The 13,547-nt window shown below is 68.9% G+C and carries 11 protein-coding genes; 1 reads left to right on the forward strand and 10 read right to left on the reverse strand.

Annotation, left to right across the window (positions count from 1 at the left end; all coding sequences use genetic code 11):
• Positions 1–105 precede the first annotated feature (105 nt).
• From C0V75_RS12690 to C0V75_RS12715, 6 genes are all read right to left on the reverse strand, one after another.
• The gene (locus C0V75_RS12690) at positions 106–579 is read right to left on the reverse strand and encodes an Hsp20 family protein (RefSeq protein ID WP_101921341.1); all 474 of its coding nucleotides are present in this window, start codon (positions 577–579) and stop codon (positions 106–108) included.
• A 165-nt stretch (positions 580–744) separates the two neighbouring features.
• On the reverse strand, positions 745–1,536 hold the full coding sequence (locus tag C0V75_RS12695; protein ID WP_101921342.1) for a serine protease: 792 nt from the start codon (positions 1,534–1,536) through the stop codon (positions 745–747).
• 112 nt (positions 1,537–1,648) lie between these two features.
• Complete coding sequence (gene glcF / locus C0V75_RS12700) at positions 1,649–2,944, reverse strand: glycolate oxidase subunit GlcF (RefSeq protein ID WP_101921343.1); 1,296 nt, start codon at positions 2,942–2,944, stop codon at positions 1,649–1,651.
• A gap of 9 nt (positions 2,945–2,953) precedes the next feature.
• Entirely contained in the window at positions 2,954–3,265 is a 312-nt protein-coding gene (locus C0V75_RS12705) for a hypothetical protein (protein WP_101921344.1), read from the reverse strand.
• A gap of 1 nt (position 3,266) precedes the next feature.
• A complete protein-coding gene (locus C0V75_RS12710; RefSeq protein WP_101921345.1) occupies positions 3,267–4,361 on the reverse strand; it encodes an FAD-binding protein in 1,095 nt (364 codons plus the stop codon).
• Positions 4,362–4,454: 93 nt separating this feature from the next.
• Entirely contained in the window at positions 4,455–5,888 is a 1,434-nt protein-coding gene (locus tag C0V75_RS12715) for an FAD-linked oxidase C-terminal domain-containing protein (RefSeq protein WP_101921346.1), read from the reverse strand.
• 103 nt (positions 5,889–5,991) lie between these two features.
• Between C0V75_RS12715 and C0V75_RS12720 the strand changes: the two genes are divergently transcribed.
• Positions 5,992–6,675 (forward strand): DUF599 domain-containing protein, encoded by a 684-nt coding sequence (locus C0V75_RS12720; RefSeq protein WP_101921754.1) that lies wholly within the window; start codon positions 5,992–5,994, stop codon positions 6,673–6,675.
• Here C0V75_RS12720 and C0V75_RS12725 read toward each other — a convergent pair.
• The 4 genes from C0V75_RS12725 to C0V75_RS12740 are packed head-to-tail and all read right to left on the reverse strand — an operon-like array spanning position 6,659 to position 13,405.
• On the reverse strand, positions 6,659–8,737 hold the full coding sequence (locus tag C0V75_RS12725) for a hypothetical protein (RefSeq protein WP_101921347.1): 2,079 nt from the start codon (positions 8,735–8,737) through the stop codon (positions 6,659–6,661). The genes C0V75_RS12720 and C0V75_RS12725 overlap by 17 nt on opposite strands.
• Positions 8,734–11,520: a DUF4159 domain-containing protein gene (locus C0V75_RS12730; protein ID WP_101921348.1), complete on the reverse strand. Its 2,787-nt coding sequence runs from the start codon at positions 11,518–11,520 to the stop codon at positions 8,734–8,736. The genes C0V75_RS12725 and C0V75_RS12730 overlap by 4 nt, the downstream gene beginning before the upstream one ends.
• Positions 11,520–12,404 (reverse strand): DUF58 domain-containing protein, encoded by an 885-nt coding sequence (locus C0V75_RS12735; RefSeq protein WP_371410686.1) that lies wholly within the window; start codon positions 12,402–12,404, stop codon positions 11,520–11,522. The genes C0V75_RS12730 and C0V75_RS12735 overlap by 1 nt, the downstream gene beginning before the upstream one ends.
• A complete protein-coding gene (locus C0V75_RS12740) occupies positions 12,401–13,405 on the reverse strand; it encodes a MoxR family ATPase (protein WP_101921349.1) in 1,005 nt (334 codons plus the stop codon). Before C0V75_RS12740 ends, C0V75_RS12735 begins: the two co-directional genes overlap by 4 nt.
• Positions 13,406–13,547: the final 142 nt, after the last annotated feature.

Below are 13,547 nucleotides of genomic sequence, written 5' to 3' on the forward strand. Positions count from 1 at the left end.
ACCACCATGGCCACCCTCGCGCCGGCACGGTTCATGAAAGCCTGATCTGCGGAACGAAAAGGGGCGCCCCGACGGGGCGCCCCAATTCCGATGCTGCGGCCCGGATCAGTTGGCCTTCGCGGCCGTCCCTTCCAGAACCGGGGCCGACACGGCGGCCGAGGTGGAAATCTCGATCCGGCGCGGTTTCAACGCCTCCGGCGTTTCGCGGATCAGGTCGATATGCAGCATGCCATGCTCATGCACTGCGCCGGACACGCGCACATGATCGGCCAGCGCAAAGCGGCGTTCAAAGGCGCGGGTGGCGATGCCACGGTGCAGATAGGTCTTCTCCGCCGTCTCGGGCGCCTTGCGCGCCGAAACCAGCAGCGTGCCGTCCTTCACCTCCACGCCCAGCTCATCGGGCGTGAAACCCGCCACGGCGATCGAGATGCGATAGGCATCCTCCGCCGTCTTCTCGATGTTGTAGGGCGGATAGGTGGGCTGTGCGACATCGGCGGTCAGCACGCGGTCCATCAGATCGGCGATCCGGTCGAAACCAACGGTGGCACGGTAAAGCGGGGCGAAATCAAGGGTTCGCATTGGGGTCATCCTCCATCGAGCGATGCTATGTTGCTGCCCTCCATCACGGACGGGCGGTGAAGCGCCGGCCCCCTCTGGGCATCCGGCACAGCCATGATCTGGGAAAGCCATCGGGCCTTTTCAAGCCCCGCCCTCTTCAAGCCCCGCAGATCAGCGGGCCCCGCCTCAGGGCGCGACCTTGATGAACTTCGCCCCGCCGCCCGATCCCGACAGAACCCGCACCCCGGGGGCCTTGCGCGGCGCCTCGGCCTCCATCGCGGCCTGCAACCTCGCCAGCGGCTCCATCAGTGGCACGGCCAGCGCCACGGGCGACCCGTCCACCTCGGCCTTGGCCGACACGACCGACACGATCCGCATCTCGCCCTCGCGCAGCGCGAAGACCGGCGCGCCCGAAGCCCCGAAATCCACCGCACAGGCCAGCACCATCAGGTCGCTGCGCTGCGCCATGATCTCGCAGACCTCCTGCAAGGACGGCGCCTCCGACCGATCCTTGGCATAGGACACGATCCCGACCTCCTCGCCCATCTTCGGGGTCCAGTCCGTCGCGAAGGGCGTCACCTGCGGCAGGCGGATCGGCTGGTCCAGCCGCAGCAGCGCCAGATCCATCCCCACCCGCGTCAGATCCGCTTCCGGCAGCAACACATAATCGGGATGCGCCATCGCCCGCACGACATTGCGATAGGCCTCGGCCCGCCCGTTGCGCCACCCGGCCAGAAAGCGCATCTCGCCATCCGCGATCCGCGCGCCCGTCTCCTTGTCAAACAGGCAATGCGCCGCCGTCAGGACAAGGTCATCCGCGATCAGCGCCCCGGTGCAGAACCCCCGCCCCCCCAGTTCGATCCGCCCCACGGCCTCCCATCCCCGCCCCTCGTCACCTGTCTGCAAGGATCGCAGCGCGGCCCCATCGGCCAGGGCCGGGGCGGAGGAGAGGCACAGGATCAGGGCGGCAAGACGCATCGTTCCATCCGTTCAGGCAGGCATCGGCACCGCCTAGGCCACCATTCCGGCATTAGTTTGGCACCACGGGGGCCCTGCGTCCATCCCCGTAGGATGGGCAATACTGCCCATCCTACCCAAGGGCCGCAGGCACCGGTCCCCCCGTCGCCCAGTCCAGCAGTTCCACCGTATGCACCACCGGCACCCCGGTCCCCGATCCGATCTGCATCATGCAGCCGATATTCCCGGCAGCGATCACATCCGGCCCCTTCGCCTCCAGCGTCCGCACCTTGCGCGCCTTCAACTCCCTGGAAATCTCCGGCTGCAACAGGTTGTAGGTCCCCGCCGACCCACAGCAGAGATGGCTGTCCGCCGGTTCCACCACCTCGAACCCCACCCGTTTCAGCAGGTCCTTCGGCGCGCTCTTCACCTGCTGTCCATGTTGCAGCGAACAGGCCGCGTGATAGGCCACGCGCATCCCCCCCGCGCGAACGGGCGCCGCCCCCTCCGGCAGCCCGATCCTGACCAGCAATTCCGAAATGTCGCAGGCCAGCCCCGCCACCAACTTCGCCTCCTCCGCCAGCGCCTCGGTGCGGAACATATGCCCGTAATCCTTCACCGTCGTCCCACAGCCCGAGGTGTTGATGACGATGGCATCCAGCCCCTCGCCCTTCACTTCGGCCATGAAGGCCCGGATATTCGCGGCGGCAAAGCCATGCGCCTCCGCCTCCCGCCCCATGTGATGCGTCAGCGCCCCGCAGCAGCCCATGCCCTTCGGCACCACCACCTCACAGCCCAGACGCCGCAGCAGCCGGATCGTCGCATCGTTGATATCGGTGTTCAGCGCCTTCTGCGCGCAGCCCGTCATCAGCGCCACCCGCATCTTCCGCGCCCCCACAGGGGCAAAGCTCTGCGGGTCATCATTGCGCGAAACGGGTGGCACCTGCTTCGGCACCATGTCCAGCATCGCCTGAACCCGCGCATCGGGGATCAGCCGCGCGAAGGGCCGCCCCGCCTTCGCCAACAGGATCGCCAGCCGGAACCGCATCGGATAGGGCAGCACCTTCGCCAGAACGAAACGCAACGCCCGGTCTGTGAAGGGCCGCTTATAGGTCGCCTCCACATGCGCACGGGCATGGTCGATCAGATGCATGTAATGCACGCCACTCGGGCAGGTCGTCATGCAGGACAGGCAGGACAGGCAGCGGTCCAGATGCTTCACCGTGCGTTCGTCCGCCGCCCGCCCGCTCTCCAGCATCTCCTTGATCAGGTAGATGCGGCCGCGCGGGCTGTCCAGTTCATCGCCCAGCACCTGATAGGTCGGACAGGTCGCCGTGCAGAACCCGCAATGCACGCAGGACCGCAAGATCTCGTTCGACCGCGCCAGCGCAGGCACCTTCAACTGCTCATCGGTGAAAAACGTCTGCATCCCAAGCCCTCAGAGCAACATGAAGAAAATCGACAGCGCAGACAGCGCCAACCCCACCGCCAGAACAGGCCAGACCCAAACCGGCGCCCCCTCGGGGATCAGCCGGCGCAAGCCCTGCGCCAGCGCGGCCGTCACGACAGGCACCACACCGACCATCACCAGAAAGCGCGCATAGCCGTCATCCGCCGCCGGATCGCTCGTGAACCAGACCAGCGCCAGCGCCGCCGCCGCCAGCAGGATCCCCACCCCCGCCCGCGCCTTGGGCAGCAGGCAAAGCGACAGATAGATCGCCAGCGGATAGACAATGAACACCAGCGCCATCTCAGGCCGCCCGCATCAGGCCGGGGTTGAACACCCCGCGCGGATCGAACTTCGCCCGCAACCCCGCGCTCAGCGCCGCCACCGCCGCCGGTTCCGGCTGGAAGGCCGGCACCGCCCCCTCGCCCCTCACCCGCGTCGCATGGCCCTGAAACACCCCCAGCCGCGCGCGCAGGTCCACCCCCGGCGCCATCCGCAGCCAGACCAGCCCGCCACCCCAGTCATAGACCACGGCCTCCGCCCCGGCCTTCGCCACCAGCGCGGGCGCCTCTGACGGCGTCACCGACAGCCGCCACACATCGCCCTCCGCCCCATGGAACGGCGCGACATCCCGCACCTGCGTCCAGACATCGCCGCCCACCTCCGCCACCGATCCGAACCGCGCCAGCACCCGCGCCAGTTCCTTCGCCCGATAGCGCACCGATGTCTCGAACCCCTCCAGCCGCAGGAACGTCCCCCGCCCCGGCACATGGGCCGCGCCGGTCACGTCAAAGGGCGACCCCAGCGCCGCCGCCATGGCCGCCACCGCCCCCGCATCCTCCAGCCCCGCCACGCAGAGCGTCGCCTGTACTTCCGGCGCGGGCAGCAGCTTGAACGCCACCTCGGTCAACACGCCCAGCGTGCCATGCGACCCGGCCAGCAGCTTCACCAGGTCGATCCCCGTGACATTCTTCATCACCCGCCCGCCATTGCGGACCACCGTCCCCGTCCCATCAACGAAGCGCACCCCGATCAGACTGTCACGGCAGGCCCCCGCCTGCACCCGGCGCGGTCCGCTCGCATTGGCGGCCACCACCCCGCCGATGGTGCTCTCCCCGTCCCGCCCCAACAGGCCCCGCATGTCCGGCGGCTCGAAGGGCAGGCGCTGCCCTTCCGCCGCCAGCACACGCTCCACCTCCGCCAAAGGCGTTCCGGCCCCCACAACCAGAGTCAGCGCCCCGGGCTCATACAGCGCAATCCCCGACAGCCCCCCCGTCTCCAGCACTTCGCCCGGCCCGGTGGAGCCGATCCCCCGCGTCCCACCACCCCGGATGACGAAAGGCCCACCCGCCCCCCGCACCAGTTCCGCAAGTTCCGCCTCATTTCCCGGTCGGTTCATACCGTGCCCTTCGCCCCTCTGCGGTAGCGTCCTTCATCTTGGCAAAAATACTCCACGGGGGTCCGGGGGTGTGAAACCCCCGGTCCCGCAGCCTCAGGCCGCGCGACGGCCGGCCGTCACATAAAGCGGAAACACCTTCGCCGGATTCAGCAGCCAGCCGGGATCGAACACATCCTTCACCCGCAACTGCGCCTCCATATCCGTATCCGAGAACTGCACCGACATCAGGTCGCGCTTCTCCACCCCCACGCCATGCTCGCCCGTCAGGCAGCCGCCCACCTCGACGCACAGCTTCAGGATATCCGCGCCCAGCGCCTCGGCCCGGTCCAGATCGCCGGGCTGATTGGCGTTGAAGATGATCAGCGGATGCATGTTGCCATCCCCGGCATGGAACACATTCGCCACCCGCAGCCCGTATTGATCCGACAATTCGCCAATCCGGCGCAGCACGAAAGGCAGTGACGATACCGGGATCGTCCCGTCGAGGCAGATGTAATCCCCCATCTGCCCCATCGCCCCGAAGGCCGATTTCCGGCCCAGCCAGATGCGCTTGGCCTCATCCTCGCTCGCCGCCTCGCGATAGGCGACGGGATCATGCCGCGCGGCAATCGCCTTGATCCGCGCCAATTGCTCGTCGATCTCGGCAGGGCTTCCCTCCACCTCGACAATCAGCAGCGCCTCGCAATCCGGATAGCCCGCCTTGGCAAAGGCCTCCGTCGCCACGATGCAGGGCCGGTCCATGAATTCGATCGCCACCGGCAGCAGCCCGCCCTTGATGATGTCCGAAACGCAGGCCCCCGCCACCTCGTTCGAGGCAAACCCCATCAGCACGGGCCGCGCCCCTTCGGGCTTCGGCAATATCCGCAGCCAGGCCTCCGTGACCACGCCCAACTGCCCCTCCGACCCGCAGATGACCCCCAGCAGGTCAAGCCCCCCCGCATCCATGAAGGGCCCGCCGATCTGCACCACCTCACCCGTCATGGTGACCAGCGTCACACCCAGAAGGTTGTTCGTCGTCACCCCGTATTTCAGGCAATGCGCCCCCCCGGAATTCATCCCGATATTCCCGGCAATCGCACAGGCCAACTGGCTGGACGGGTCCGGCGCGTAGAAGAACCCTTCCGCCTCCACCGCCCCGGTCACGGAAAGGTTGGTCCGCCCCGCCTGCACCCGGATGAACCGGTTGGCATAATCCGTCTCGATCACCGCATTCATCCGCGCCACGCCGATCACCACCGCATCCGGCGTGGGCAGTGACCCGCCCGCCAGCGACGTGCCCGCGCCCCTCGGGATCACCTTCACGCCTTCCGCATGGCATTCCCGCATCACCGCCGCTACCTCTTCCGTCGTGCGCGGCAGCACCACCGCCAGCGGCAGGCAGCGATAGGCCGTCAGCGCATCGCATTCATAGGCCCGCGTCTCGGCCGGATCGGAAATCAGCGCATCGCCCGGCAACACCACCGCCAGCCGCGCCAAGACCCGCTCGCGCTTGGCAAGGATGGCCGGATCGGGAACAGGCATTTCCATCGCATCTCTCCTTTGCGGGCCATCCGGCATGAATTGGTAAAAAGATATAACCAATTTACCCCGCTGACAACCCGCCCTCTCGTGGTAACCATCAGCCATGGACATGATGACCCATATCGGCGCCTTCAGCACCCCTGACCTTCTGGCGGTCCTCGTCGTGCTGCTCCTCTGGGCCGGATCGGGCTGGATCATCGAACACCCGCCCGCCAGCCGTCCCTCTGTCAGCCTCATCATGCAGGACTATCGGCACGACTGGATGCGCCAGTTCGTCACCCGCCAGCCCCGCATCTTCGACGCGACCCTGATCGACAGCCTCCGCCAGGGCACCGCCTTCTTCGCCTCGGCCTGCATGATCGCCATCGGCGGCGGCGTGGCCGTCATCGGCAATTCCGATCAGTTGCGCGGCATCGCCCAGGACCTGACCATCGACCCCAACACCGTCCAGGTCGAGGTGAAGATGATCCTCGCCCTCGCCTTCCTTGCCAATGCGCTGCTGAAATTCGTCTGGGCGCATCGTCTCTTCGCCTATTGCGCCGTGCTGATGGCCGCCGTGCCGAATGACATCAACGATCCGCAGGCCTATCCCCGCGCCGCCCAGGCCGCCGACATCAACATCACGGCGGCGCGCAATTTCAACAAGGGGCTCCGCGCCATCTACTTCGCCCTCGCGGCGCTGGGCTGGCTCTTCGGCCCCTGGGCGCTGATCCTGGCCAGCCTCGCCGCCACCACCGTCCTGATGCGCCGCGAATTCGTCTCGCAATCGCGCGACGTCATGCTGCGGCGCTAGGTCTCCGCGCGATCCGCCGCCCCTCCACCAGCCAGGCCGCCACCGCCAGCCCCGCCACCAACAGCAGCCAGACCCAGCCCGGCAGCACCGGCGCCACCCGCACATCTTCCGTCACATAGGCCCCGCGCGGCGTGATCCCGATCCAGCCCCGGCCCGAGGCAGGCCGCCCCTCGCGCACCTCGCGCAGGTCCGGCACGCCATCCTCCAGCCGCAGGATGCCGCCATTCGTGGGCGTCACCACCGGCTCCAGCACCGCCCCCGTGGCAATCGTCTCCACGAATTCGCGCGGCGCCGACGGCCCCACCGCCACCACCCGCGTCAGGTCTCCCTGCTCCAGCCGATACAGCCCCATCGCCGGCGCTTCCCATTCCAGCACGAACCGCCCCGGCCCGACCTCCGGCATCGGCAGCACCACCTGCGCCCCATCCGGCCCCGTGATCGTCAGATCACCCGGAGGCTCTTCCGCGATGCTCCGCCGCGTGATCGTCAGCACCTGCCCCTGCGCCGTGGCGGTCAGCGCCTCTTCCTCCAGTTCCGGCTCCTTCAGCATCCAATGCGCCAGCCGCCGCAGCAGTTCCAGTTGCGGCCCGCCGCCCTCATATCCCCGCCCCCACAGCCACATGTGATCCGAGGCCAGCACCGCAACCCGCCCCTCCTCGACCCGGTTCAGCACCAGCAAGGGCCGATCCCCCGGCCCCGACATCACCACCTGCCCCGCACGCGGCACCACATCCACCAGCCGGAACCAGCGGCCCCAGCCGCCTTCCGGCGCCAGCTCCTCCAGCCCCTCGGTCACCGGATGCCGCCGCCCCAGATCGGTCAGCGCCGGCTGGAACCCTTCCTCCACCACCCGCGCCGTCGGCTCCACCGGCAGCACATCCGCCAAAGGCGACCGCCAGAGCGAATCCACCGCCCCGAATTCCGGCCCCGCCGCCACCAGAACGGTGCCGCCGTTCCGCACATATTGCGCGACATTCTCCAGATAGGACATCGGCAGGATGCCCCGCATCCGATAGCGGTCGAAGATGATCAGATCGAATTCCTCGATCTTCTCGATGAACAACTCCCGCGTCGGAAAGGCGATCAACGACAGTTCCGTGACCGGGATCCCGTCCTGTTTTTCCGGCGGCCGCAGGATGGTGAAATGCACCAGATCGACCGAGGCATCCGATTTCAGCAGGTTCCGCCAGACCCGTTCCCCCGCATGGGGCTCGCCCGATACCAGCAGCACCCGCAGCCGATCCCGCACCCCGTTGATCTGCACCACCGCCGCATTGTTGCGATCCGTCAACTCGCCCTCCACCGCCGGGGTGGAGAATTGCAGCACGTTCATCCCCCCATGCGGCAGCGTCACGGGCAGGTCCAGATCCTGCCCCACCGGCACCCGATAGGTCTGCGGCTCGCCATCATCCACGGTGATCGTCAGATCGACCTCCGCCGCCATCGGCGCGGCCCCCTGATCCTCGATCCGCAGGGTCAGCATCACCTCTTCATCCAGAATGGCGAAGGCGGGCGCATTCTTCACCACCAGACGGCGGTCCCAATCCGTCTCCCGCCCGGTCAGCAGCACATGCAGCGGCGCCGGCATGTTCGGCGCAAGCGCCACGTCATGCACCTGCCCGTCACTGATCACCACCGCCCCCGCCACCCGTGCGCGCGGCTCCTCCGACAGAAGTTCCGCCAGCGCCGTCATGGCCAGCGACCCGGCATCCTCCGCCCCATCGGCAAAACGGCGGATGCGCAATTCGGTATTGGGCCGCCCCGCCACCTCCGCCTCGATCCCCGCAATCGCCTCTTCCACCTGCGCCGCGCGGTCGCCAAGTCCCTGGCTCGCGCTCTCATCCACCACCACCAGCAGGATGTCGGACAAAGGCGCCCGCTCCTCCTCCTGCAAGGACGGGTTGGCGATGGCGGCCAGCACCACCGCCGCCGTCAGCCCCCGCAACCACCACCCCGAAAGCCCCCGCCAAACCGCCAGCGCCAGCAGCACCACGGCAAAGCCCGCCAGCCCCCACAAAACGGGCCAGGGCACCAGCGGCGACAGGATCACGCTCGCCGTCATTGCCCCAGCCTTTCCAGCAGCGCCGGCACATGCACCTGATCCGACTTATAATTCCCCGTCAGCACATGCATGATCAGGTTGATCCCGAACCGGTTCGCCATCTCGCGCTGCCGCTCTCCCGCGAAGCCGCGGCCCACGGGGAACATGGGCACCCCCATCTCATCCACCGCCCAGGCCGCCGCCCAGTCATTGCCGCCGATCACCACCGGCGTCACCCCGTCATTCAGGTTGCGGAAGGGCATCCCCTCCACCTGCTCGGCATCCGGCGGCGCGGCCTCCACCCAGACGGGCGCGCCACCGTGACGGCCCGGAAAATCCTGCAACAGATAGAAGGTCCGCGTCAGCACATGGTCCTGCGGCACCGGCTCCAGCGGCGGGATGTTCAGCCCTGCCGCGATCCGCTGCAAATGCTGCCCCTCCGGCGTCGCGCCCCCGGCGCGGGCCACATCACTGTCGCGCGTGTCGAAGAGGATCATCCCTCCCGTCCGCAGATAATCGTTCAGCTTGCGATAGGCATTGCCCGACGGCAATTGCTGCCCCGGCGTGACCGGCCAATAGAGGAAGGGGAAAAACGCCAGCTCGTCCCGCTCGATATCCACCCCGATCGGGGCCTCCGGCTCGATCGAGGTCCGCTCCCACAGCCGCTCGCCCAATCCGCGCAGCCCCGCTTCCGCCACCTCATCCACCCGCGCATCGCCGGTCAGCACATGGCCCAGCACCACCGCCGTCGTCGCCTCCAGCGCCAGCGCCTCCTCGCCCGGATCAACCTCCGTCTCCTGCGCCCGCACCCCGCCTGGCACCGCCACCAGCATCAGCGCAAGCATCACAGCCGCCGCCCGCGCCATCCCCGTCAACCGCCCCGACAGCCACAGCGAGGCCAGCACATCCACCATCAGCGCCACCAGCGCCGCCGACAGGAACCACCCCTTCAGCGCCTGCTCCGGCACCACATCCATCCCCTCGACGGGCGTCCCCACCGGCCAGACCGCCGCCGCAAGCTCCGTTTCCCCAGACACCGCGTTCAGCGCCACGCGCCGCTCCGCCCCGGCATACAGCCCCGGCGGCAGGGCCGCCCCCGGACCTTCGGCAATCGCCCCGGCCAGCGCGGCCCCCTCGACACCCGCCACTTCGCCCGCCTCCACCTCCTGCCCATAGGCATTGAGCAGCACTTCCGGCACCCAGATCTGACCTTCCAGTTCCGCCGCCCCCGGCACCGCTGCCCGCGTCGAAACCGCCAACCGCTCCAGCATCTGCACGAACAGCCCCGACAGCGGCAAGGATGACCATTCCGCATTCGCCGTCACATGGAACAGCACCACCTGCCCCTGCCCCACCGCCTTGCGCGTCACCAAAGGCGTGCCATCCGCCAGCGCGGCAATCGTCCGCTCGGCCAGTTCCGGGTCGGGCTGCGCCATGACCTGCGCCGTCACCGCCACCTCATCCGTCACCGCCAGCCCATGAAAGGGCGACGTCTCCGGGAAAGGCGCCAGCGTCTTGGGCTCGCCCCAGCTCATCGCGCCGCCCACCGTCCGCCCACCCTCGCGCAGCCGCACGGGCATCAGCGGGTCCTCCGCCATCCGCGCCACGTCCGAGGCCGCCACCTGCGGCCCGGCAAAGCGCAACAGCAACCCGCCGCCCTCCAGCCAGCCCAGCACCGCATCCGTCTCCGCCTGCGTCAGCACCGCCACATCCGCCAGCACGATCACATCCGGATTGGCCAGCAGCACATCGGTCAGCGACCCGTCGATCAGTTCCGCCACGGGCTCCAGCGCCTGCCGCAGGTAATGCGTGGGCGACAGCAGTTGCAGCCCCTCCGCCGCATCATCCCGCCCGCCGATCAGCGCCACCTTGCGCCGCTTCAGACTGTCATCCGTCAGGCTCACCGCCCCGGCCGACCGCTGCCCCACCACCTCGAACCGCGTGATCCGGTTGCGCAATTCCGGCGGCAGCGACAGCGCCAGTTCCGCCCGCCCCGCGCCCGCACCAAAGTCCAGCACGCCGCGCGCCAGTTCCCGCTCCACCCCCGCCGGATCGGGGCCGCGCGCCGAAACCTCCACCTGCGCCGCCTCGCCCGCAGGCAGACGGCTCGCCGCCACCGTCACCACCCCATCGGCAAATCCCGCCGGATGAAGCGCCAGCACAGGCCTCGGGCTCTGGAACACCGTCACGGCTCCCCGCTCTGCCAGCGCCTCGAACAGCGCCGCCTGGCCCGGCCGGTCCAACCCGTCCGACAGCCAATAGGTCTCGAACCCCTCATCCGGCAGCACCGCCGCCCATCCTGCATGATCCGCCGGCAACCAAGCCTGCGGCTCCAGCGCCGCCAGCCGCCCGGTCCAGGCATCCGCCGTCTGGAACACGATCTCGCCCGGCGCATCCGTCAGCCGGATCGCCGCCACCACCCGCCCGTCGCGCCCCGCTTCTTCGGCCAGCGCCACCGCCCGGTCCACCCGGCGCGGCCAGTCCCGCGCATCCGCCCAACCGCCATCCATGACGATCAGCAGCGGCCCGGTCCCCGGCTCCCGCGCCTGCGGGTTCAGGATCGGCCCGGCAAAGGCCACGATCGCCGCCCCCACCGCCGCCATCCGCAGCAGCAGCAGCCACCACGGCGTGCGATCCGTCTCGTTATCCTCGTCCTTCAACCCCAGCAGCAGCGCCACACCCGGAAACCGCCGCCGGATCGGCGCCGGCGGCACCGCCCGCAGGATCAGCCACAGCACCGGCAAGGCCGCCAGCGCCCAAAGCACCCAGGGCGCCGCAAATCCGATGGGGCCGATCATGAACATCAGCGCCCGCCCTCCAGCGCCCGGAACAGATAAAGCAGGCCGGGCTGCGCCGGCCCGCCCGTATGATGGCAATGGTAATGCCACCCGACCGCACGGGCCAAGGTCGTCAACCGCGCCTTCCGCTCCGCCAGCCGCGCCAGATAACGTTCGCGCAGATCGCCCGCACGCAGCGTCTCATGCCGCACCGTCCCGCCCATGCTTTCGAAAATGGTCCGCCCATCGAAGGGAAACTCCTCCTCCGCCGGGTCCAGCACATGGCACAGCACGCCGCGCGCTCCCCGGTCCGAGGCGCGCGCCAGGGCTGCCTCCACCCCCGCCAGATCGCCCATGAAATCCGACAGGAACACCGCCCGCCCATGGCTCGCGATGCCATTCGCATCCGGGGTGCCGTAATCCTCGCCCCCCTCCGTCAACCCCGCCAGCAGGCGCAGCATCTGCCCCCGCCCCGGTCGCGGCGGCACGCCGCCACCCGCCAGCCCGACCCGCTCGCCGCCCCGCAGCAGCAGCACCGCCAACGCCATCGCCAGCAGCCGCGCCCGATCCGCCTTCGTCACCCGCCCCTTCGCACCCGAAAAGGCCATCGACTTCGCCGGATCGACCCAGAGCGTCACCGACTGCGCCGCCTGCCATTCCCGCTCGCGCACATAGGTCGCATCCGACCGCGCCGACCGCCGCCAGTCGATCATCCGCGCCGAATCGCCCAGATGGGTCGGGCGATACTGCCAGAACTCGTCCCCCTGCCCCGCCCGCCTGCGCCCATGCTCGCCCATCATGATGGTCGAGGCCAGCATCTCCGCCTCCGCCAGCAAGGGCGGCAAGGACTGGCCCAGCGTCTCGGCCCGCTCGCGCAGGCCACCCGTGGCAAGGTCCGGTCGCTCCGTCACGCCGCCGCCTCAAGCCGCAGGGTGCGGGTGGCCGTCCGGTCGATGATCCCCGCCAGGCTCTCGCCCCGCGCCCGCGCCGCGAAGGACAGCGCCATCCGATGCGAAAGCACCGGCCGCGCCATCGCCGCCACATCCGCCACCGAAGGTGCCAGCCGCCCGTCCAGCAGCGCCCGCGCCCGCACTGTCAGCATCAGCGCCTGCGCCGCCCGCGGCCCCGGCCCCCAGGCCAGCACATCGGCCAGCTCCCGCCCCTCCGGCTCCCCCGGACGGCAGGACCGCACGAGGTCGAGGATCGCCTCCACCACCTGATCCCCCACCGGCATCCGCCGCAGCACGCCCTGCGCCGCGATCAGACCCTCGGCAGAAAACACCTGATGCGACGCGGCCTCCTCCGCCCCCGTGGTGGCGATCAGGATGTCGCGCTCCGTCGCGCGATCAGGATAGTCCACATCGACCTGCACGAGGAACCGGTCCAACTGCGCCTCGGGCAGCGGATAGGTCCCCTCCTGCTCGATCGGGTTCTGCGTCGCCAGCACATGGAAGGGCCGCCCCAGCGGGCGATGCTGCCCGGCGATGGTCACCTCCCGCTCCTGCATCGCCTGCAACAGCGCCGATTGCGTCCGTGGGCTGGCGCGGTTGATCTCATCCGCCATCAGAAGCTGACAGAAGACCGGCCCCTCCAGAAAGCGGAAGGCCCGCGTCCCGTCCGCCGCCGTCTCCAGCACTTCCGATCCCAGAATATCGGCCGGCATCAGGTCCGGCGTGAACTGGATGCGGTTGCCCTTCAGCCCCATCACCGTGGACAGCGTATCCACCAGCCGCGTCTTGCCCAGGCCCGGCAGCCCCACCAGCAGCGCATGCCCACCGCAGAGCATCGCGGCCAGCACCAGCTCCACCACCTTCTCCTGCCCGATGAAGCGCCGGTTGATCGAGGCCTTGGCCTCCCCCAATGTCCCGCCCAGGGCTTCGATCTGGGCGACGAGGTCGGTTTCCTTGGCCATGGGGCTGCTCTCCATCCGCTTTTGGGGTCGCATTAGACCCAACTATCCCGACTCGCACAAATGGCAAAAACAAAGCCGGGACAAATGATCGTGACTGTCACGCCATGGAGGGCAGGAGGCCCTCATCGCGGTCATGCTGCTT

This window comes from Tabrizicola sp. TH137, from assembly GCF_002855575.1.
Lineage (GTDB): Bacteria > Pseudomonadota > Alphaproteobacteria > Rhodobacterales > Rhodobacteraceae > Paragemmobacter.

Excerpts from the sequence above, each read along its gene's own strand:
- glcF (WP_101921343.1), bottom strand. The coding sequence starts at position 2,944 with ATGCAGACGTTTTTCACCGATGAGCAGTTGAAGGTGCCTGCGCTGGCG.
- C0V75_RS12705 (WP_101921344.1), bottom strand. The coding sequence starts at position 3,265 with ATGGCGCTGGTGTTCATTGTCTATCCGCTGGCGATCTATCTGTCGCTT.
- C0V75_RS12725 (WP_101921347.1), bottom strand. The coding sequence starts at position 8,737 with ATGACGGCGAGCGTGATCCTGTCGCCGCTGGTGCCCTGGCCCGTTTTG.
- C0V75_RS12695 (WP_101921342.1), bottom strand. The coding sequence starts at position 1,536 with ATGCGTCTTGCCGCCCTGATCCTGTGCCTCTCCTCCGCCCCGGCCCTG.
- C0V75_RS12715 (WP_101921346.1), bottom strand. The coding sequence starts at position 5,888 with ATGGAAATGCCTGTTCCCGATCCGGCCATCCTTGCCAAGCGCGAGCGG.
- C0V75_RS12690 (WP_101921341.1), bottom strand. The coding sequence starts at position 579 with ATGCGAACCCTTGATTTCGCCCCGCTTTACCGTGCCACCGTTGGTTTC.
- C0V75_RS12730 (WP_101921348.1), bottom strand. The coding sequence starts at position 11,520 with ATGTTCATGATCGGCCCCATCGGATTTGCGGCGCCCTGGGTGCTTTGG.
- C0V75_RS12720 (WP_101921754.1), top strand. The coding sequence starts at position 5,992 with ATGATGACCCATATCGGCGCCTTCAGCACCCCTGACCTTCTGGCGGTC.
- C0V75_RS12740 (WP_101921349.1), bottom strand. The coding sequence starts at position 13,405 with ATGGCCAAGGAAACCGACCTCGTCGCCCAGATCGAAGCCCTGGGCGGG.
- C0V75_RS12710 (WP_101921345.1), bottom strand. The coding sequence starts at position 4,361 with ATGAACCGACCGGGAAATGAGGCGGAACTTGCGGAACTGGTGCGGGGG.